This window comes from Flavobacterium sp. CSZ, from assembly GCF_015350725.1.
Classification (GTDB): Bacteria; Bacteroidota; Bacteroidia; order Flavobacteriales; family Flavobacteriaceae; genus Flavobacterium.
Map to the genome: position 1 here is coordinate 34,246 of NZ_JADKPQ010000023.1, position 22,365 is coordinate 56,610.

Consider the following 22,365-nt stretch of genomic DNA (forward strand, 5'->3'; position numbering starts at 1 on the left):
TTCAAGTTTAAAATTTCAGGTTTCCAGCAAAAAAACTTAGCAGCTTAGTATCCCAGAACCTTAGCCACTTTTTTACAAATCTTGCGCATTAGCAATTAACTCCGCAATATCCATTACTTTTACTTGTCCTTCTTTTTCCTGATGTTTAATACCATCAGTTAACATTGTATTGCAAAACGGACAACCTGCTGCAATAATATCCGGTTTTACTTCCAGAGCATCTTCTGTACGTAATACGTTTACTTCTTTGTTTCCTGGTTCAGCATCTTTAAACATTTGTGCTCCACCCGCTCCGCAACATAAACCATTCGCTTTAGAACGTTTCATTTCGACCAGCTCTACATCAAGTTTTTCAATTAAATCCCTTGGTGCCTCATAAACTTTATTGGCTCTTCCTAAATAACAAGGATCGTGGAAAGTGATTTTTTTCCCTTTAAACTGACCTCCTTCAACAGTTAATCTTCCCTCATCCATTAACGACTTTAAAAACTCCGTATGATGCACTACATCATATTGACCTCCTAATTCAGGATATTCATTTTTTAAAGTATTAAAACAATGCGGACAAGCCGTAACAATTTTTTTAGCTTCATAAGCATTCAGAACCTCGATATTCATCATGGCCTGCATCTGAAACAAAAATTCATTTCCGGCGCGTTTTGCAGGATCTCCGGTACAACTCTCCTCAGTACCCAAAACCGCAAAAGAAACATTAGTACGATTTAAGATTCGTACAAATGCCTTTGTAATTTTTTTTGCTCTATCATCAAAACTTCCCGCACAACCCACCCAAAACAAAACTTCTGGTTGTTTTCCTTCGGCCAGCATTTCTGCCATTGTTGGTACTACTAAACTTTCTGACATCTTCTTATTTTATTAAATCGGTAATTGGATTAATCTCTCGTCTGAATAAACCTTTTCCTTAAAATTAAAACCGAAATTTATTTTATTAGTCGATTAAACGGTTAAACAAATAACCGCTTAAACTCTTTAATTCTCATTTTTCCAATTCAACCTGTCCTGTTGGCTGTATTGCCAAGGCGCACCATTGTTTTCAATATTAGTCATCATCGCATTCAATGACATTGGCGCAGCACTTTGCTCCATTACCAAATAACGACGCATATCCATAATAATAGACAACGGACTTATATTTACCGGACATTCCTCTACACAAGCATTACATGAGGTACAAGCCCACAATTCTTCAGGAGTAATATAATCGTTTAATAAGGTCTTATTATCCGGAACAAAAACACCTTTGTTGGCATCTATATTTTTTCCTACTTCCTGCAAACGGTCTCTTGTATCCATCATAATTTTACGAGGAGACAATTTTTTACCGGTTTGATTCGCCGGACAAGATGATGTACAACGGCCACATTCTGTACAAGTATAAGCATTCAATAGCTGAACCCAGTTTAAATCCTGAACATCACTTGCCCCAAATTTACCTGGCGCAGCGTTTTCATCTACCGGAGCAGCGGCAAACGGATCTGCGTTTGGATCCATCATTAACTTCACCTCTTTTGTAACTGATGCCAAATTATCAAACTGCCCTTCTGGTTTCAGATTAGCAAAATAAGTATTTGGGAAAGCTAAAAGAATATGTAAATGTTTTGAGAAGTACAAATAGTTCATAAAAACCAAAATACCTGCAATATGCAACCACCAAAAAACTTCAAACAACAATCCAACCAGTTCGTTTGAAACTCCGTTGAACATTGGCGCAATAAACTGACTTATTGGAAAACTTCCTGCTTTATGAAAATGCGAAAATCCCCCCGGAACATTTTGTAAATGCAAATCAGAAGCATTCATCAATAAAAACAAAATCATTAAAACAGTCTCGAAATACAAAATGTAATTGGCATCACTTTTTGGAAACCCGTTTAAATCCGGATTTATAAAACGTTTTAACTTAATTATATTTCTTCTGATCCAAAATACAATAACTGCAACCAGAACCAAAAATGCCAATATCTCAAATGCGGCAATTAAAACATCATAGACTACACCTAAATAAGGAGCAAAAACTCTATGTGTTCCAAACAAACCATCGATGATGATTTCGAGTAACTCGATATTAATAATAACAAAACCTACATAAACAACAATATGCAATACTCCGGCAACAGGCCGTTTCACCATTTTTGACTGCCCTAAAGCAATCATCGCCATATTTGCCCAACGCGCCTTTGGATTATCTTTACGATCTACATCAACTCCTAAGTTAATGTTTCTGATAATCTTTTTTACACTTGAAGCAAAAAAGCCAAAACCAGCTATTAAAAGTATAGCAAATAAAATATTGTCTAAATATCCCATTCCTTATTATTTTTTATCGGTTGAATTTGCATCTTCTACAGGGGCTACGTAAGGTTTATTTTTCTTTCCAAAAAGAGAAACATTTACATAACGAGTTGGGTATAAACGAACATCCTGCAATAACAATTCTAACTCTTTTGAAGTCTTAGCCAAATTGTTATACAAAGCATCATCACTTAATAATTTACCGGCAGTACCTTTTCCTGAGTTTAAGTTACTCATAATACCGTCTACTTTAGCCAAAGTTTGGTTTAGGTTTCTAACTGTTTTTCCTAAATCAGCCTTGTTTAAAGAATCAGATATCTTATTGAAGTTGTTTGACATCTTGTTAAAGTTTGTCACCACTCCGTTTATCTGACCTTTATTGGTATCCAAAATAGAATTCAAACTTCCTGAAGCTCTATGAAACTGCTCCATTGTCTGGCTTAATTCTGCCAATGATTTTTTTAGATTCTCCTGCCCTTGTTTGTCTAAAACATTATTTAATCCCGATACCAGAGTATTTATGTTAAGAAGCATTAAATCTAATTTTTGCTGAATAGGTTCGATTTTACCTCCCAGAGATTCTGTTAATCCCATCTCTACAGTAGATACAAGCGTTTGTCCTTCCTCTGCCGGATCTTTATCAGCCAGATTAGGCAAAATTTTAATTTGTTTTCCACCAATTAAACTTGGCGAATACAAAGCCGCTTTACTTGTTTTTGAAATTGGAAAATCTGTTTTTAATTGAAGTTCAACTAATAATTTACCTGTTAATTCATTAATTGTAATTTTACTTACTTTACCAACTGAAAGTCCATTTATGGTAACGGGTGCTGATGCTGACAGATCCTCAACATTATCATATTCTACATATAATGTCTTATAATTTGTAAAAAGGTCTTTACCTTTTAAAAAGCTGTAGCCCCAGATAAATAATAAAATTGACGCGATGACTAAAATAGCCGTTTTAATTTCTCTTGTTAGTTTCAAAATTCTTAGTGTTTGTACAAAATTAGTATAAATATTCGAACTAAAGGCTATTATTTAATAGCGTCTTGAATACTGATCTTTTCTCCATCTTTAGTTGCAACTAAAAAAGAAGCTCCATATCCTTTATCCTTAGCTTCTTCTAAATATTTTTTAGCAGCTGTATAATCCGAAGTTTCCTGGTAAAAATATTTATAAATATTATTTTCGTATATCATTGTTACATTTTTTAGTCCTTTAAAATTTTTAGGTTCTAAGGGCGTTTTTTTAATGCTGGCGATAAGCTGTACTTTAAAGAATGTTCCTTTTGGAGTATTCTTAGCAACCGCAGGAGTTTCAACCACTTTTGCTTTTACAGGAGTAGTATCTCTTACTGGTCGCGCATCGTTTGATTCACTAGCTCCGGAACCAAAATATTCTCTTTTGTAACTTAAAATTGCTTCGGCAATAGCTTTTGCAATATCATTTTGTCCCTCTTCAGAATTTAAAATATTTCCTTCAGTAGGATTAGAGATAAATCCCGTTTCAACTAAAACTCTTGGCATATACGCTTTATGAAGTACCATAAAAGGTGCCTGCTTTACCCCTCCCTGTCTTAGTTTTTTTCCTAATTTTTCAAAATTATCTTCAATTTTACTGGCAAGTGAAATACTGTTATCCTGATATTCTTCCTGCATTAAAGTCAAACCAATCATAGATTCCGGAGAATTAGGATCATAACCTTCGTATTTACGTTTATAATCTTTCTCTAAGGTAATAACCGAGTTCTCTTTTTTCGCAGCCTCAAGATTTGATGCCAGTTTACTTAAACCCATTACATAGGTTTCTGTTCCATCAGCAGCCGTATTTTTATTAGCATTACAGTGAATTGACACAAAAATATTCGAATTGGCTCTGTTGGCAATATTGGCTCTTTCAACCAAATCGATAAAAACATCTGTTTTACGAGTATAAATCACATTAATATTGGGCGTGCTTTCTAAAATTTTACCAACTTTTAAAACAATGGCCAAAGCAATATTTTTTTCAATCCGTCCGCTATAAACAGCTCCAAAGTCATGATCTCCATGCCCAGCATCAAGTGTTACCTTAAAAACATTTGACTGGCTGTATGCACAAAAAGACAATATCGTTAGAAAAAAAGTAAATATTACTTTAATTTTGTTAAATCTGTTCATAAATCTAAAAGTTAATTTTAATAAAACGTAACTGCTATAATTTTTACAATTGATTATTTTTGACAAAAAATTATATGTAAGTTTGACATGTCAAAAAACAAGCCATAATTTTACAAAAATAGCATTTAAACCTTTGCATACAAACTTATTTAATATCGTTTTATTATCATTTTTCCTAACATTAGGATGTGGTAATTTATATTCGCAAGAGATAAAAAACAAAAAAAAGCCGTTACCAACTGTAAAACAAACAGATAAACCCAAAACTGCTGTTACAGATATAACACCGGCTCCCATAGCCGATACCATAAAGTTAGATACTGTAAAGACTAAAAAGAACGCTTTAGACGCTGTTACGAAGTACAAAGCCAAAGATTATGCTAAGTATGACAGGAAAAATAAAACGCTTACATTATATAATGAAGCCGAATTATATTATAAAGATGTCGAACTAAAGTCAGGTATTATTGTTTTAAATCTCGAAAAAGATGAAGTTTATGCGGGTCGTATAAGAGATTCTGCAGGTGTTTTGATACAATATCCCAATTTTAAACAAGGCCCAAGCGAAGTTCAACCTGATTCTATCCGATTCAATTTTAAAACCAAAAAGGCTTTAATTTATAATTCAAGGACAGAACAGGGAGAATTTAAAATCAAAGCGGCAATCACCAAAAAAGAAAACGATTCGGTTTACTTTTTAAAAGGAGCCCGCTTTACCACTGCAAAAGACATCGACAATCCTGAATATTATTTTAGAACAAATAAAGTAAAATTCGTTCCGAACAAAAAAGTTGTTGTAGGAACCACTCAAATGGTAATTGCAGATGTACCTACTCCGCTAGTATTGCCTTTCGCCTTTTTCCCTATGACTAAGGAAAAAAGTGTTTCGGGTATTATCGTACCAAGTTATAATGACTCAAATACCAGAGGTTTCTCATTGCAAAACATGGGGTATTATTTTGCTTTAAGCGATAATTACGACTTAACGGTATTAGCCGATTATTACACCAACGGTAGTTACGCCATGCGCTTTGAGTCGGCGTATGCCACCAGATACAAATATAGAGGAAATCTTAATATTCGTTTTGAGAACCTGATCAATAGCGAGCGAGGTTATCCTGACTATAGTAAAGAAAATATTTACAACATTCAGTGGTCTCATTCAAAAGACTCAAAATCGAACCCAAATTCAAGCTTTTCTGCTTCGGTAAATATGGGTAGTAGTAAATACTTTAAGCGATCAATCAACCAGGCCAACGTAGGTTCGAATTTAAATAATACTTTAAATTCATCTATTTCATATAACAGAACCTTTAATACGATACCACAAGCGCGTTTTTCATTAACAGCAACGCATTCGCAAAATACGCAGACAGAGCAAATTCAGATGACTTTACCGACTTTGCAAGCCAGTGTCGACCGTGTGTATCCGTTTGTTGGAAAAGACGGAGTTAAAAAAGGTTTTATCAAGAACATCAACCTGCAATATAACCTGAGCGGTAAAAACAATATTACCACTACAGATTCATTGTTCTTTAAACCGCAAATGTTTAGAGATGCTCAAATAGGAATGCAGCACAGTATCCCTATTAGTACCAATTTTAAAGTATTTAAATATTTTAGCGCAGGAGCCTCTACCAACTACCAGGAAACTTGGGTTACTAAAACTATTGATAAAAATTATGATCCAGATAAGGGCCAGATTGTAAATACAACCGTTAATGGTTTCGATGCTTTTAGAACATATAATTTCAGTACGAATTTAGGAACTACAATTTACGGTACCTTTAATTTTGGAAGCGATAAAAGAATTCAATCCATTCGTCACGTAATGCGTCCAACTGTTACGTATTCCTATACACCTAGTTTTGACCAATATTATAATAATTACACTGTTGATGCTACAGGAAGAATTTCGACTTACTCAAGATTTGACGGTGGTATTTTTGGAGCTCCTGGTAAAAGCAATTCTAACATTGTATCATTTGCTTTAAGCAATACTTTTGAAGCTAAAGTAAGAGACAGAGACAGCACAAAAACAGAACCTAAAAAGATCATGCTGTTAAACAATTTAAACTTCAGCACGAGTTATAATTTTAATGCTGACGGAAAAGAAAGTTTAGCATGGCAACCGGTTCTTGTAAGTGGTGGAACACAACTTTTTGACAATAAAATGAATGTGAATTTTGGTGCTACATTAGATCCGTATGCGATCGATAATGGCGGAGCCAGAATTAATACTTATAATATTGACAATGGCGGGAGTTTGTTTAGAATGACCAGTGCTAACGTAACTTTAAACTATTCGTTTTCTAATAAAGGAACCGGAAAAGAAGAGGAAAACAAGCAAAGTGAACGGAACGGAGGTCGTAAAGATGATTTATTTGGAACCAATACTGATTTGAATGACAGCCGAAACAGTCAGTTTGCCAATAAAAAAGATGATGAAGATGATGTGATCACCGAATTCTTTAAAGCAAAAATACCGTGGGATATGACAATGGCTTATTCATTGACATATTCGAATGTAAATCGCGAAAATAAGATCACAGGAAACTCTATCATGATATCTGCCAATATGGATATTACCCCAAAATGGAAAGGCGGAGTTTCTACCGGTTATGATTTTGTACAAAAAGGTGTTACTTTTACTCAATTCCGTTTTGAAAGGGATTTATTGAGCTGGAGAATGGCCTTTAACTGGAGTCCGCTTGGTGTAAACTCAAACTGGAACTTCTTTATCGGGATCAAATCCGGAATGCTTAGCGACATTAAGTGGAACAAACGAAGCACTTCTAACCGATAAGCGTCCATTAACTTAAAGCTGAAAACTTTTTAGTGATTATCAAACTGGATTTTTTAAGATTTAAATCTTACTTTGATAATCTCTAATTACATTATAATTCTTCCTTTTAGTATTTAAAAACTTTTATCATGAAAAAAATCATCTTTACTGACAAAGCACCGGCTCCAATTGGCCCTTACAACCAGGCTGTATTATCAGACAATACACTTTATGCCTCCGGTCAGATTGCTATAAATCCAGCTACGGGAGATCTTGTTACCGAAAATATAAATGATGAAACAACACAAGTAATGCAAAATATTGCGGCCATTCTTCAGGCTGCAGACATGACTTTTGAAAACGTAGTTAAAGCAACAATCTTTATTATGGATATGAATAACTTTGCTGCTATAAACGCTATTTACGGGTCTTATTTTGATGAAAAAACGGCGCCTGCCCGCGAAACAGTTCAGGTAGCTTGTTTGCCAAAAAATGTAAATGTAGAGATTTCTATAATCGCTGTACAATAGCATTTAAAAATAATTGTGCCGTTGCCTCATTTGTAGCCAGCGGCACATTATGCACATCACATATCCTGACCAGCATCTTAATATCTACTTTATGAGCATTGGTCAATAATGATCGGTAAACATAAAGACGACATTAATTTTACCCGCAGCTACTTTAGATGCGATTTGAGCATCGCCTCCCATTAAGCACGCAAGCATCTTTTTTACTTTAAATCCTGATTTCTCAGCATTTCTTTCTAATATCCCTGTTGCAATAAGTTTTACTTTATCATGCTCAAGCGCAATTCTGTTTTTAATTAAAAACTGAATCATGTCTGCTTTTTTATTATCATGAGCAATAATTGCAATTGAAGTTTGTTTTTTCAAGATTTAGTAATTAATATAGATCAAATTTACGTTAAAAAAAGGAGTGAAATTACTACAAATCCGTGAATTTCAAATTTTTAAGCATACCGCAAAAAACAGTAGCAATTATTTTAATACCATAATTTTAAGGCAATAAAAAAACCGTTTCAGTAAATGAAACGGTTTTGAGAATATATTTAATGATGTGAAATTCTATAATTGCAATGCCACAGCATTTAACAACAGCTGAGCAGAAGCTTCATTTGTTGCCAAAGGTACATTGTGTACATCACAAACACGAATAAGCATATTAATATCGACCTCATGAGCATGGCTCGCTAAGGGATCTTTAAAAAAGAAAACCATTTGCGTTTTACCTTCAGCTACACGCGCAGCAATTTGCGCATCGCCTCCCATTGGTCCTGAAAGCATTCTTTTTACCTTAAAACCTGCATTTACAGCCTTGCTTCCGGTAGTTCCTGTTGCGATCAGTTTAATATTTTCCTGAAGAAGAAGTGTTTTGTTTTTATTTAAAAACTGAACCATATCTGCCTTCTTACCATCGTGAGCTATTATAGCAATTTCCATACTTCTTTTTTAATTATTGATTAGCAACGTGATAAGCAATCAATCCATCAATAGGCCTTCTTAAAACATTACCTAACTGAAGTTCGTACTTATCAAAAGTCTCTTGTAATTCATCTTTTAAATAAAAAGCAATAGAACCTACAAAATGAACCGGAACTTCTTTGCAGTTATCAAATTGTTTGATGTAATTTTTCACGAAAGATTTCATCCCTTTAAAGATGATTTTTCTGCAAAACTCAGTGTCTTTATGCTTGATTAAAAACTTAGCAAAAGTCGCTAAATAAGCATTTGGATTGGGTTCTTTGTATAATTTATTTTTGATAAAATCTGGATCTAAATCATATTCTTTTTCAAATTCTACTGCCAGTTCTTTAGGCATTTTATTGAAATAATATTTTCTGATTAATTCTTTTCCAAAAACATTTCCGCTACAATCATCCATGACAATATATCCTAACGATTGTACTTTTTGATGCAATACTTTTCCATCAAAATAACTGCAGTTAGAACCTGTTCCCAAGATACTCACAATTGCTTCTTCTCCTTTTGGAGTAGTTGCATAAACTGCTGCGTAGGTATCTTCATGAACCTCTACAATAGCATTTACAAAATATTCCTGGAATATTTGCGAAAGCGCTGTTTTCATTCTCTCAGTTCCACAACCTGCTCCGTAAAAGAACAAATGTGTAGCATTTTTTTTATTTTGTAAAATATCAAAACGGTCATTTAATCTTTCGATAATTTCAGGACCTTCAAGAATTTCAGGATTTAACCCTAAGGTTTGTGTGGTGAATAATACTTTTCCATTATCATCAATTGCAATCCAATCGGCTTTAGTAGATCCACTATCAACTATTAATTTCATTTTATTTAGTTTTTGGATTAGTTTTTCTTTAACTAAATAAAAAGTGTGTTTTTTACATTAATTAAAGACCTAACAGAATACGAAAATCCCGTTATTTTTAGGTAACGGGATTTTGAGTATAAATATAGTATTATTTTAAACCTGCGATGTGCACAGACAAATCAATTAATTTGCTTGAATATCCGTACTCGTTATCGTACCAAGATACTAATTTGAAGAAAGTTGAATTTAAACCAATTCCCGCAGTAGCATCAACGATTGAAGTTCTTTTGTCAGAAATAAAATCCTGAGAAACAACTGCATCTTCAGTATATCCTAAAATACCTTTTAATTCATTTTCTGAAGCTTTCTTTAAGACAGCCATAATTTCTTCGTAAGAAGTTTCTTTAGCTACTTTTACGGTTAAATCTACTACAGAAACATCAGCAGTAGGAACACGGAAAGACATTCCAGTTAATTTTCCATTCAAAGCAGGAATTACTTTTCCAACAGCCTTAGCAGCTCCTGTTGAAGATGGGATGATGTTGATACTTGCAGCACGTCCACCTCTCCAGTCTTTTCTTGAAGGACCATCAGCAGTCATTTGAGTTGAAGTTGTAGCGTGAACAGTTGTCATTAAACCTTCTACAATTTCGAAATTATCGTGAATTACTTTAGCTAAAGGAGCTAAACAGTTTGTAGTACAAGAAGCATTAGAAACTACTAAATCAGTAGCTTTTGCAGTCTCGTGATTTACTCCCATTACAAACATTGGAGCATCTGCAGAAGGAGCAGAAATAATTACTTTTTTAGCACCACCTTTAATGTGCTCATTTGCAGTTTCGATAGTAGTGAAGATACCAGTACATTCAGCAACTACGTCAACATCAACTTCGTTCCATTTTAAGTCAGCTGGATTTCTTTCAGCAGTAATACGGATATTTCTTCCGTTTACGTAAAGTTTTCCTTCTTTTACCTCTACAGTTCCGTTGAAACGACCGTGAACTGAATCATATTTTAATAAATAAGCTAAGTGATCAACATCTAATAAATCGTTGATTGCTACAACCTCTACATTATCTCTATTGAAAGTTTCTCTAAAAACGATTCTTCCGATACGTCCGAATCCGTTTATTCCTAATTTTACTTTTGACATTTTACTTAATTTTTGCTTTTGTTTTTATTACACTAATTTAAAGTCTAATTTCCTCACAATAAACTTCTTTCCTTTTTAAACTTTTATTTTATGTTGACATGATATCAGATACTCTCAACAATTCTCTATCAATTTCAGATTTACCTTTAATTGCTTGTTCAAGAGGTGTCAGGGCAACTTTATCTGCCTGAAGACCTACCATGTAATTTGATTTACCTTCGATTAGGGACTCTACTGCTTTTACACCTAAACGGCTTGCCAAAACACGGTCGAAACAAGATGGTGAACCACCACGCTGCATATGTCCTAAAACAGATACTCTTACATCATACTCAGGCAAATTAGCTTCGACGTAATCTTTTAATTCAAATACGTTTTTACCAATTTTATCTCCTTCAGCAATAACTACTATACTTGATGATTTTCCTGAAGCTTTACTTTTTTGAAGAGAGTCTAGTAGCCTGTCTAAACCTAAATCTTCTTCAGGAATAAGAATTTCTTCGGCACCAGCGCCAATTCCTGCATTAAGAGCAATGTGACCTGCATCTCTACCCATAACCTCTACAAAAAACAGACGGTTATGAGAACTTGCCGTATCTCTAATTTTATCAATACAATCTACAACCGTATTTAAGGCAGTATCATAACCTAAGGTATGGCTTGTACCAAAAATATCATTATCAATTGTACCTGGAATCCCCATTACAGGAAAACCATATTCTGAATTGAAAATTAATCCTCCGGTAAAACTTCCGTCACCTCCTATTACAACAAGAGCATCAACTCCTGCTTTCAATAGATTTTCGTGGGCTTTTTTTCTACCTTCCGGTGTTCTAAACTCAACTGAACGAGCTGATTTCAGGATCGTTCCGCCTTTGTTTACAATATTATTTACACTACGAGGTCCCATTTCTTTGAAATCTCCTTCGATCATTCCCTGATACCCTCTATAAATTCCTATGCATTCTATATTATGATAAGCACATGTTCGAACAACTGATCGTATTGCAGCATTCATTCCTGGTGAGTCTCCTCCCGAAGTAAGAACACCAACTTTTTTTATTGTTTTTGGCATTATTTAAGTATTAAAGTGTAAAATTAGCAAACATTCAGCACTTTTCAGGTGATGTTTATCATTAATTAATAAAATCTGTTAAATTCAAACGTTTTCGTTAATAAGTTTTTCGATAGTAAAAATTTCATTTAAAATAATAAAACGTGCTTATTTTAATTAAATCTTTAAAATTAACAATACATAAATGAAGTGTTATAAAAATTCGTCATCATTTTATATTTGTAAGAAAATAAATCAGCCCCTAATTTAACACAAAAAAAACCATTCAACGAAGCGAATGGTTTCTTTTAAGATTATTTTTAACAATTAATTAAAAATCGTTGTCAGGAATGAGTCCTTCATTATTATTTTTAGGTTGTGGCTGTTTCTCTTCTTCTTTTTTATCGGACTTCTTTTTGTCTTTTTCGGCATCTTTTTTATTGGAGAATTTTACAAAATCCGGATTCAGATACGAATCCTGCAAATCATCAGACGAGCTTTTGATGGCTCTTTCTAATTTATGATTCTTAAATAATTTATTGACCAGCTCGCTAAAAGTATCAAAATCGACTTCATATGAAATACCAACTCCTTGCGTATATCCAATTCCCTGTCCTATATAATTGATATCATTCTCTTTATTGAATAAACGAAGATTCATCGATCCGTCGTCATTTACCCTGTATAATATTTCGATATCTCCTACAATGGCCGACTCGTTTACACCGCCAATAGGAACTCCTAATTTTCCGTTTATGGTTATTCTTTCGTTTACCTGGGAGGTTATATTGGCTACAAACTGACCATCGGCTTCCTGACCTATTCGTTTATCTGCCGATATAAAATTCAAATCGATATTGATCTTATCATTGTCTGATTTAATAATTCCGCCTAATAAACTTGCTGCGGTTTCAGCAAAGGTTCCTGATAAATCACTTTGATTGAATCCGTCCGGACTCATAAACGAACCTGTCGAAAGTAAATACAAAGCCTGGGTCTGACGAACGTCTTTATCATCTAACTTATACTGTATCTCGGATTTCAGAACATTACTCACCGATGGAAACTGAATATCAAAATTAGGTTCCGGACTCGTTAAATCCCCTCTTAAACCAATGACAACTTCTACCGGGACTTTTTTATTGAAAGAAGAATTATCCAGTAATACGGCAGGGTTAGCAGATGTTTTATAAACCGCTTCAAGATTCAGCTGCGCTTTCATAGGGTTTCCTTCCCAGATAATAGAACCACCTTTTTTAACGGCGAATTTTTTATCTATTAAACCTCCGTATTTAAAATTATAGGTTCCTTCGTATGCCTGGAAATCTCCCCACATATTAAATTTACCCAGTGTATTGATCTTAAATAATAAAGATCCGTATCCTTTTCCTTTCATACCGTGCCCGGAATTTCTATCCAGAATTACTTCAACCTCGGCATCGGGCGTAATATCAAAATCAAATTCTAATTCGAGTCCATTGTAATTTCTTGTTTTCTCGACAATACCATTGGCTAGGTTGTATTTTTCCTTCGGCGTTACAAAATGTATCCAGCTGCTTTCCCCAACACTTTGCGCGTTGTTAATAGGGATTTTCACTTCAGTTCCTTTCTCGGACTTAGCATCAACCTTTATAAATAGATTTTCTGTTGGACCTTTGATACTTGCAGTACCATTTATAAAAGCCGTACCAAAATAAGCGGCATCTTCACTATCTTTTGTATCAAGGGCCAGTAATCGTTTTGAGGTTATAGTCAGATCCAGTTTCCAGTCGCCAAAATTATGATGTTCGATACTTCCGTTCAGCAATCCTTTGGTGCCGTACTTGGTATCTGTTAGCTGATTGTTTCTGAATAAGAATTTTTCATCTGTTAAATCGATAACCGTTCGGTCGCTCAATTCATAATCGGTATTAAGATACGGAACTGTCATTCCGGCTTTTTCCACATAAAGCCTTCCGTTTATCTCCGGTTTTTTAAGATTACCAACAACTGCCGCATTTCCGGAAACAGATCCTCTTACATTTGATAAAACATCTCCTCCTACTGTACCTAAAGTAGCCAGATTAAATCCTTCGAGTTTTAAATTCAGATCCAGAAAAGTCTCTTTGTTTTCGATTGCAAAAGTTCCGTTGGCCCTAAACGATTCTGTAAATCCATTTTGAATAGAGGAATTGATCGTAAACTTCTTGAAACTTTCGTCTCCCGAAATATCGAATTTTAAAGTCCCTAAATTAACCTTATTCAAATTAAGATGATCTATAGAAATGGCCGCCGTGGGCTGATAGACATTCTTATTCTGCTTATAATTGATGTTACCATTCAAATTACCATTAAATACAAATTTAGAATTTAATGGCGTAATTTTATTGATATCCACGTCTTCAAAATTCAGAACAAGATCCTTATAATCGTTTCCTTTGATGACTCCGTTTAAATCAATTTTCTGATTTTCGTGCGATAAAATAATATTATCAATGGTAAAGTTTTTAAAAAACTGATCAAATACAATCTGATTGTCCTCTCCGTCATTTTCATTTAAATACCATAAATAGTCTTTAAACTTCATCTCGGATTTCTTGATCCCTACTATGTTATTTTTGTTCTTATCGATCGTGTGATACAAATCCAGATTGAAATAATCTTCTCCTTTTGATCCCCCTTTAAACTCAGATCGAACAAACAGAGTATCTTTTGCAGTAACATTGATTAAATTAAAATCACGTATTTTATAATAAGGCGTTTTGATACTATCTAGCTCTACATAAGCATTATAAAGTGCATTTTTATTATCGATATTAATACGGATATTATCGAATGTATTTTTTGCCGCAGTAATTTTCTGAGACTTAAACCTAAATTTGAATTCTTGTAAATCAGAATCTATTTTACCACGCACCACAGTGCTTGAATCTATATTAATTTCCGGATACAGCATTTCGACTACTTTATCATACACATGAAAGTTGAACCGCAAAAACTGACCTTTTTTTACTTTATAAGGTTTGTAATTGGTATACAGGCTACCTACCGAATTCATAACCAGTTTATCTAATTGACCAAACTGAAATTTACCAACGATCTCCCCTTTTACTACATCATCTGAACTGATGGTTATGGTACGCAATTTATCAGCATCGAAATTGGAACTCACCGTTACTTCATCAAAAGTATAAGTTGCTTTAGGATTTTGATAAACAGCATCTCTAATTGAAACGGTTCCCTGAAGGTTTTCTATTGAATTTCCGGTTACTTCAACTACGGCATCTCCGCGGAAATTAGAAATAGAATCGTTTATGAATTTTAGTTTTCGAAGATCGGCGTTCTCTACATTAATATGAAAATCATATTTACTCTCGCGCTTGCTTAAATCTACCAATCCATCAAATGTTAAACTCAAATTTGGATCATTTACAGATAATTCTCCTTTATAATAAGGCAATTTGAAATTACCATTTACAACGATATTATTATAGGTATACTTATTATAATCTAATTTGGATATGTCTCCTTTTACAATAGTGTTCAGGTATTTCTCTGTAAAACCAACTCCGTCAACATCCAGATTTAAAGTTGTTTTGCCAATATCTTTTCTGTTCAGTAAAGCACCCACATTAAAATTATCCAAAATAATATTTCCAGAATAAGATGCTTTATCAATAAAATCGATATTATTCATATGCAAATCTGCCTGACCATTACCCAGATCAGTAATCATTTTAAAGTCGGCTTCTAATGCTGTTGTCGAAACTTTTGCTTTACCAACAATATTGAATTTCCCAACTCTTTTAAGTTCTTTAGGAAGCTTTTTACCCAAAATGCCCGGCAGTATCACCACTAAATTATCATAACTTGAAACCAGCTTGTCGAATTTACCATCCATGGCAAACTTTTGAGCTTTGGTACCCAAAAGGTTTTTAAAATTAATGGTTCCGTTAATTTTAGAACCATTGGTATCACTTAGATTAAGATGTCTTAAATTAAGATCATTTAAAGTTCCTTTGATCTTGGTTTTAATTTTAAAATGCTGATTTTTACCCAATCCGTCAAAAAAATAACGAATATCATTTGAAGCAATCGAGGCGGAATCTAATGCGACATCGAATTTTACTTTATCTGTAAAATGCAGAAAATCTTCTACTTTATAATTTAAAGTAGCTTGCCCGTAAATCCAGGTTCTTTTGGTTTTTATAGCCAGGTTCTCAACCTTAATCTGCTTTTTTGTATAACTGAATTTACCTGCAAAGTTCGATACATATAAACCACGATGATCTAAAAAAGAAAAACGATGAATGTTAGTATTTACATCAGGACCGTATAATTTAAAATCACTGATATAGGCGTTTAGTTTTTTAAAATCAAGAAATACGGGTGTCGTTTTATTTTCATCCACAACAGAAAAAGCACCTTTTGAGATATACGCATTTCTTGCTGTCAGCAAAAAGTGTTTACTCGATTTAGTTCTTTCGGGACTTGTTTCAAACAATTTAATAAACTTGTTAATATTGTTTTCGTCCTCGTTTTTATAGGTTTTTAGATTAAAAATCAATCCTGTTAAGCGCAGATCGCCAAAAATTAAATCACCATCTAACAATCTTTTGATACTTAAAATATCAGTTGTGATAATATCTGAATAGATTAAAGTTTTCTTATGATGGTCACGAATCAAGACATTTTTGAGTTTTACTCCTCCAAAAATATTGATAGCAACTCTGTCTACCGTAATATCGGTTTTAAAATCTTTGTTTAGAGATTCTGTAACGTATTTGGCTATTTTTGTCTGAACGATAGGTAAAGCCAAGGTGATAGCAAGTACTAACAAAAGTAAAATTAACCCAATTAGGGTTCGTGATATTATTTTCTTTACTTTTTTGATAGCTGCTTTTATTTTAGTTTTCTTTTAAATTTATTTTGAACAGACAAAGTACGACTGTTTTTGATAAAAATTCTTTAATTTTGGCTTCTCCTTATAATAAAAGAAAATCAAATATTTGATTTGTCAAATATAATTCAAAATTCGTGCCTTTATATGCAAAATTCAGAGGTTTTTATTCTTGCCATCGAAAGTTCATGCGATGATACTGCTGCCGCGGTTTTACATAACGACAAAGTACTCTCAAATGTTGTGGCCAATCAGTTAATTCACAATCAATATGGTGGTGTTGTTCCCGAATTGGCTTCCAGAGCACATCAGCAAAATATTGTTCCGGTAATTGATGCAGCGCTTCGCAAAGCAAATGTACAAAAAGATCAACTAACTGCCATTGCCTTTACACAAGGTCCGGGATTAATGGGCTCTTTGCTTGTAGGGAGTTCTTTTAGCAAATCGTTGTCATTGGCCTTAAAGATTCCGTTGATTGCTGTAAATCATATGCATGCGCATATTTTAGCCCATTTTATAGATGAAGAAGGCTATGATAAACCTGAATTTCCGTTTTTGGCTTTAACTATTAGTGGAGGCCATACTCAGATCGTGAAAGTAAATGGCTTTTTTGACATGGAAATCATCGGAGAAACCACTGATGATGCGGTTGGTGAAGCTTTTGACAAGAGTGCCAAAATTCTTGGACTTCCCTACCCTGGCGGACCTTTGATTGATAAATATGCCAAAGAAGGAAACCCAAAAGCATTTGCTTTTACCAAACCCAAAGTTCCGGGATTAGATTTTAGTTTCTCCGGATTAAAAACGGCGATTTTATATTTTATCCAGAAGGAAAAACTTAAAAACCCCAATTTCATCGAAGAAAACCTGAATGATATTTGTGCCTCTATACAATATACGATCATCGAAATTTTGATGGATAAATTGAAATTGGCGGTAAAAGAAACCGGAATTACACAAATTGCCATTGGCGGAGGAGTTTCGGCAAATTCAGGCATTAGAACCAGATTAAAAGAAAGTGAAGGAAAATACGGTTGGAAAACCTTTGTTCCTAAATTTGAATATACTACCGATAACGCTGCAATGATAGGAATTGTAGGATATCAAAAATATTTATCAAGTCGTTTCGAAACTTCAGCAGTAGTTTCAAAAGCGCGAATTCAATTTTAATTATGCAATTATTTTACAATCCGGATATTGACAAAACCACTGAAAGTTTTTCTTTTGATAAGGAAGAAAGCCGACATATAATAAAGGTTTTACGCAAGAAAGATTCCGATATTTTACACGTTACAAATGGTGCAGGTTTATTGTTTGAAACCCAAATTACATTGGCTTCTGACAATAAATGTATCGTTCAGGTACTTTCTATAAAAAAAACCGAAGAACCTCAATTCCGTTTGCATCTTGCCGTTGCCCCAACCAAAATGAACGATCGTTTTGAATGGTTTCTGGAAAAAGCAACCGAAATTGGGATTCAGGAAATTACGCCTATTATTTGTGATCGCTCTGAACGTAAAGTGATTAATTTAGAGCGTTTTGAAAAGATTATTTTATCAGCGATGAAACAATCTAACGAAACGTATTTGCCTAAATTGAATGAAGCGATTTCGTTTAAGGAATTCATAAAACAAAAAAATGAAGGTTTGCAATTAATCGCGCATTGCGAGCAAACTGATAAAAAATCATTAAAAGATATTTTAAAACCAAATGAAAGCGTTACGATGCTTATTGGTCCTGAAGGTGATTTTTCTGAAAAAGAAATTGCATTGGCTTTAGAAAATGATTATCAACCGGTTACTTTAGGAAATACGCGTTTAAGAACGGAAACAGCTGCTATTGTAGCGTGTCATAGTGTTGTTTTTTTTAATGAAACACCTGATTAAAGTCTCTGTCGTCATCAATAACAATGGTTTTGTCAATTTCAATAGAACTGTGCTCGACAAGGATTAAACACAATCTTGTCATTTCGATGAAGCAGAAATCTCCCCAAGAAACTCCGCTAACAATGGTCAATTTTTGTCGATTTTTGTCGATTTTACAACGGAGATTTCTGCTTCATCGAAATGACAAAAATGCTGCAAATTACTCGATAATTTATAATTATATGAAAAGAATACTTTACTTCTTATTATTGGTTTCTATTTCTTCGTTTTCGCAGGAAATTGCTCTGCTAAAATACAGCGGTGGTGGCGATTGGTACGGAAATCCAACGTCATTACCTAACTTAATTAAGTTTTGTAATGCTAATATTAATACGAGAATAAAAGCGAAACCTTCAACTGTAGAACCTGCTAATCCTGACTTGCTTTCGTACCCTTTTGTACATATGACGGGTCACGGAAATGTAGTTTTTAGCGATGCTGATGTTAGTAATTTAAGAAAATATCTAAATGGTGGCGGTTTTCTTCATATTGATGACAATTACGGAATGGATCAATACATTCGAAAAGAAATAAAAAAAATATTCCCAAATAATAATTTAATCGAAATCCCGGCGAATCATCCTATATTTCAAAAACCATATCCTTTCCCGAACGGATTACCAAAAATTCATGAGCATGACGGAACCCGCGCGCAGGCTTTTGGAATTTTCGTAGAAAATAAATTAGTATTACTATATACGTACCAATGTGATTTGGGGGACGGCTGGGAAGATGCCGAAGTGCATAATGACCCAATCGCTGTTAGAGAAAAGGCTTTAAAAATGGGTGCCAACATTATCAATTATATTTTTACCAACTAAAATTTAACTAGTGCAGCTTACTCACCAAGAAAATCAATTTGAAAGAAAAACATTTCCGATAACATTAGTTTGTGATCATATTTACTTTCAGCAAAATATAGGTTCTCTTTTTAGAATCAGCGAAGCTTTTGGGGTCGAGAATATTATCTTTTTAGGAAAAGATATTCCGCTAACACCCAGAAAAATCAATAAAACTTCCCGAAGCACGCATCTTCATGTGCCACATACTATAATTGAAGGGACCACAGAACTTGTTGACTTTTTACTTCAAAACAACTTTGAAATTATTGCTTTGGAAATTGCCAGCAATAGTAAACCTCTAAAAGAAATTGTGGTTCCTGATAATAAAAAAATTGCTCTTTTGCTAGGAAGTGAAATTGACGGAATCTCAGATGAACTTTTAAAAATTTCGAACCAAATTGTGCACATCAATATGTTCGGAAAAAACTCCAGTATGAATGTTGTGCAGGCTGCCAGTATTGCTTTGTACGAGATCACTACTCTCTAATTTTTCGCCTCAAATAGTGTTAAATTTGAATCGATTTGAAAATAGTCTTAAAAAAAAACTATCTAAAATCTCGATTAAAGGTAAATAAATGCGTTAAAACGCATTTTAAAAAACAATAAATAAGAAAAAACACGTTAAAAATAATTTTAATATTTTTGTAAGAACTAGATTATACAAGGGTTTATAAATTTCTCATAAATAAATCATTATAAAAGTTTGGCTACAAAATGATTTTGTTATAAAATTGCGGAACAAACAACCAAATGTAATTTTTTATAACAAAAACCCAAGTTATTATGAAAAAAGTTCTTATTTCCGCGGTAACAGCCCTATTGCTGTTTTCATGTCAAAATGACCAATCAGAATCAACAGATTCAGAAGCAACAACTGCATCGACGCGCCGCGCATGTGCATCACAACAAGTTTTAGATGATCAACTGAGAGCTGATCCTAGTTTAGCCATCAGAATGAATGAAATTGAGGCTTTTACCAACAAGGCTCTAATTACTGGAAAACTTGTCAATGGAAAAATTCAGATTCCTGTTGTAGTTAATGTTTTATACAGAACAGCTGCACAAAACATTTCTGATGCACAAATTCAAAGTCAGATTGATGTCCTTAACAAAGATTTCAATGCATTAAATTCAGATTACAATAGTGTACCTGCCCTATTTGCAGGCGTAAAAGCGAATGTAGGAATTTCATTTGTTCTAGATCAGATCATTAGAAAATCCACTACAAAGACTTCATGGGGAACAAATGATGCCATGAAAAAAGTAGCTCAGGGTGGTTTAGCACCTACCTCGCCAACAACAAAACTTAATTTATGGTCATGTGCCATTGGTGGCGGAATATTAGGTTATGCGCAATTTCCCGGAGGAGCAGCTGCTACAGACGGTGTTGTAATTGACTCTAAATACTTTGGTTTATCTGGTGCTGCAAATGCTCCTTTTAATTTAGGACGAACTGGTACTCACGAAGTGGGTCACTGGATGAATTTACGCCATATTTGGGGAGACGCTAATTGCGGAAGTGATTTAGTATCTGATACTCCTACTCATAACGAAGAAAATTATGGTGTACCTGCATATCCTCATTATAGTACTTGTTCAGGAACTCCTGTAGAAATGACGATGAACTATATGGATTATGTTGATGATAATGCAATGTATATGTTCTCTACCGGACAAAAAAACAGAATGGCTGCTATATTTGTTACAGGCGGACCTAGAGCTGCATTTGGAATCTAAAAAAACAGAATAAAATAAGCAAATGAAAAGCGGGATGAAATCATCTCGCTTTTTTTTGTTTATCCCTTAATTTTAAAAGCTTTTTCCTATATTTATAATCTAAAATCAAAACATGATAACATCAAAAATTATATCTAACGGAATCTTAAGAGCTTTAGCCACTATATTAATTATTACTGTTGCTTTATATTTTCTCTACACGATACAAACTGTAATTGTTTACTTGTGCATTTCTTTACTATTGTGTTTAATTGCAAATCCGTTAATACAATTTTTAAAAAATAAATTAAAGTTTGGCAATTCACTGGCCGCCACGATAGCATTAGTCCTGTTTATTTTGGCAATCGTTGGTTTTATCTTTTTATTTGTGCCCTTGATTATTTCTCAGGCCAATAATCTTTCTTTACTCGATACGCAAAGTCTGCAGCGTCAGTTTATGGAAACAGAACGTAGCATCGAAGCGTATTTTAATATTCAACATGTTGATTTAAATAAGGTTTTAAAAGATTCTAAAATCACTTCACTTATTGATTTTAGCTATTTTACCGTTTTTCTAAATTCAATATTGGGATTTTTAGCCGATATGGGAATGGGATTGGTTTCTGTTTTCTTTATTACTTTTTTCTTTCTTAAGGATCAGGATTCATTCAAAGAAACTGCGCGTAAAATTCTACCGGATAATAATGAAGATAAAATCATTAACTCTATTACAAAAATCAACCACTTTTTGACCCGATATTTTATTGGATTATTATTGCAATTAACCGTTGTATTTATTTTGTATTTAATTGTTTTAATGATTTTTGGAAATAAAAATGCTTTTGTAATTGCTTTTTTATGTGCTATTCTGAATATCATTCCTTATATAGGTCCGATAATAGGAACCACACTGGCCGGAATATTAACGATGATTAGTATGATTGGCAGCGACTTTCAGAGCGAAATTTTACCCAAAACAATATATGTAATTATAGGATTTTTATTGGTTCAGGCGATTGATAATAATATTAGCCAGCCTATAATTTCGTCAAAAAGTGTAAATTCGCACCCGCTGGAAATATTCCTGATTACTATAATTAGCGGAATTACTTTTGGGATTGTCGGGATGATTATTGCCATTCCGGTTTTTACAATGGTAAAGGTAATTTTAAAAGAATTTTTTCCTGATAACAAAATCGTATCTGTATTAACCGAAAGAATTTAGC

The 22,365-nt window shown here is 33.7% G+C and carries 18 protein-coding genes and 1 pseudogene; 8 read left to right on the plus strand and 11 right to left on the minus strand.

The window, feature by feature from the left end; all coding sequences use genetic code 11:
- Positions 1-72 precede the first annotated feature (72 nt).
- The 4 genes from IRZ78_RS22035 to IRZ78_RS22050 form a co-directional block, all read right to left on the minus strand.
- Positions 73-864, minus strand: a complete 792-nt coding sequence (locus tag IRZ78_RS22035; RefSeq protein ID WP_194618920.1) for a (Fe-S)-binding protein — start codon at positions 862-864, stop codon at positions 73-75.
- 126 nt (positions 865-990) lie between these two features.
- Positions 991-2,328 carry a (Fe-S)-binding protein gene (locus tag IRZ78_RS22040; RefSeq protein ID WP_194618922.1) on the minus strand — a complete coding sequence of 446 codons (1,338 nt, stop codon included), beginning with the start codon at positions 2,326-2,328 and terminating at the stop codon, positions 991-993.
- Between the two features lie 6 nt (positions 2,329-2,334).
- Positions 2,335-3,300: an MlaD family protein gene (locus tag IRZ78_RS22045; protein ID WP_194618924.1), complete on the minus strand. Its 966-nt coding sequence runs from the start codon at positions 3,298-3,300 to the stop codon at positions 2,335-2,337.
- 50 nt (positions 3,301-3,350) lie between these two features.
- Positions 3,351-4,475, minus strand: a complete 1,125-nt coding sequence (locus IRZ78_RS22050; RefSeq protein ID WP_194618927.1) for an N-acetylmuramoyl-L-alanine amidase — start codon at positions 4,473-4,475, stop codon at positions 3,351-3,353.
- Positions 4,476-4,524: 49 nt separating this feature from the next.
- Here IRZ78_RS22050 and IRZ78_RS22055 point away from each other — a divergent pair, with 49 nt between their 5' ends.
- Entirely contained in the window at positions 4,525-7,281 is a 2,757-nt protein-coding gene (locus IRZ78_RS22055; RefSeq protein ID WP_194618929.1) for a putative LPS assembly protein LptD, read from the plus strand.
- Positions 7,282-7,409: 128 nt separating this feature from the next.
- Positions 7,410-7,790, plus strand: coding sequence for a RidA family protein (locus tag IRZ78_RS22060; protein WP_194618931.1), 381 nt, complete (start codon positions 7,410-7,412; stop codon positions 7,788-7,790).
- Here the strand turns inward: IRZ78_RS22060 and IRZ78_RS22065 are convergent.
- The 6 genes and pseudogenes from IRZ78_RS22065 to IRZ78_RS22090 all read right to left on the minus strand — a co-directional run bounded on the left by IRZ78_RS22065 (position 7,771) and on the right by IRZ78_RS22090 (position 16,596).
- Positions 7,771-8,102 (minus strand): annotated as a pseudogene (locus tag IRZ78_RS22065) (methylglyoxal synthase). The gene IRZ78_RS22060 and the pseudogene IRZ78_RS22065 overlap by 20 nt on opposite strands.
- Before the next feature lie 246 nt (positions 8,103-8,348).
- On the minus strand, positions 8,349-8,723 hold the full coding sequence (locus tag IRZ78_RS22070; protein WP_072959961.1) for a methylglyoxal synthase: 375 nt from the start codon (positions 8,721-8,723) through the stop codon (positions 8,349-8,351).
- 13 nt (positions 8,724-8,736) lie between these two features.
- Complete coding sequence (locus tag IRZ78_RS22075; RefSeq protein ID WP_194618933.1) at positions 8,737-9,588, minus strand: N-acetylglucosamine kinase; 852 nt, start codon at positions 9,586-9,588, stop codon at positions 8,737-8,739.
- A 130-nt stretch (positions 9,589-9,718) separates the two neighbouring features.
- A complete protein-coding gene (gene gap, locus IRZ78_RS22080) occupies positions 9,719-10,723 on the minus strand; it encodes a type I glyceraldehyde-3-phosphate dehydrogenase (RefSeq protein WP_173972168.1) in 1,005 nt (334 codons plus the stop codon).
- Between the two features lie 88 nt (positions 10,724-10,811).
- The gene (gene pfkA, locus IRZ78_RS22085; protein WP_055096466.1) at positions 10,812-11,798 is read right to left on the minus strand and encodes a 6-phosphofructokinase; all 987 of its coding nucleotides are present in this window, start codon (positions 11,796-11,798) and stop codon (positions 10,812-10,814) included.
- 310 nt (positions 11,799-12,108) lie between these two features.
- The gene (locus tag IRZ78_RS22090) at positions 12,109-16,596 is read right to left on the minus strand and encodes a translocation/assembly module TamB domain-containing protein (RefSeq protein ID WP_228520566.1); all 4,488 of its coding nucleotides are present in this window, start codon (positions 16,594-16,596) and stop codon (positions 12,109-12,111) included.
- Positions 16,597-16,803: 207 nt separating this feature from the next.
- Between IRZ78_RS22090 and tsaD the strand changes: the two genes are divergently transcribed.
- Together tsaD and IRZ78_RS22100 are read left to right on the plus strand one after the other, a co-directional pair.
- The gene (tsaD, locus tag IRZ78_RS22095) at positions 16,804-17,826 is read left to right on the plus strand and encodes a tRNA (adenosine(37)-N6)-threonylcarbamoyltransferase complex transferase subunit TsaD (RefSeq protein ID WP_194618942.1); all 1,023 of its coding nucleotides are present in this window, start codon (positions 16,804-16,806) and stop codon (positions 17,824-17,826) included.
- A gap of 2 nt (positions 17,827-17,828) precedes the next feature.
- Positions 17,829-18,542, plus strand: coding sequence for a 16S rRNA (uracil(1498)-N(3))-methyltransferase (locus IRZ78_RS22100; RefSeq protein WP_194618944.1), 714 nt, complete (start codon positions 17,829-17,831; stop codon positions 18,540-18,542).
- Here IRZ78_RS22100 and IRZ78_RS22105 read toward each other — a convergent pair.
- Complete coding sequence (locus tag IRZ78_RS22105) at positions 18,523-18,672, minus strand: hypothetical protein (protein ID WP_194618946.1); 150 nt, start codon at positions 18,670-18,672, stop codon at positions 18,523-18,525. The genes IRZ78_RS22100 and IRZ78_RS22105 overlap by 20 nt on opposite strands.
- Positions 18,673-18,763: 91 nt before the next feature.
- Between IRZ78_RS22105 and IRZ78_RS22110 the strand changes: the two genes are divergently transcribed.
- The 4 genes from IRZ78_RS22110 (at position 18,764) to IRZ78_RS22125 (ending at position 22,364) form a co-directional block, all read left to right on the plus strand.
- On the plus strand, positions 18,764-19,402 hold the full coding sequence (locus tag IRZ78_RS22110) for a DUF4159 domain-containing protein (protein WP_194618949.1): 639 nt from the start codon (positions 18,764-18,766) through the stop codon (positions 19,400-19,402).
- Positions 19,403-19,412: 10 nt separating this feature from the next.
- Positions 19,413-19,910, plus strand: coding sequence for a TrmH family RNA methyltransferase (locus IRZ78_RS22115; protein WP_194618951.1), 498 nt, complete (start codon positions 19,413-19,415; stop codon positions 19,908-19,910).
- A 296-nt stretch (positions 19,911-20,206) separates the two neighbouring features.
- Positions 20,207-21,160 (plus strand): zinc metalloprotease, encoded by a 954-nt coding sequence (locus tag IRZ78_RS22120; RefSeq protein ID WP_194618953.1) that lies wholly within the window; start codon positions 20,207-20,209, stop codon positions 21,158-21,160.
- A gap of 112 nt (positions 21,161-21,272) precedes the next feature.
- A complete protein-coding gene (locus IRZ78_RS22125; protein ID WP_194618955.1) occupies positions 21,273-22,364 on the plus strand; it encodes an AI-2E family transporter in 1,092 nt (363 codons plus the stop codon).
- The last annotated feature ends 1 nt before the right edge of the window (position 22,365 follow it).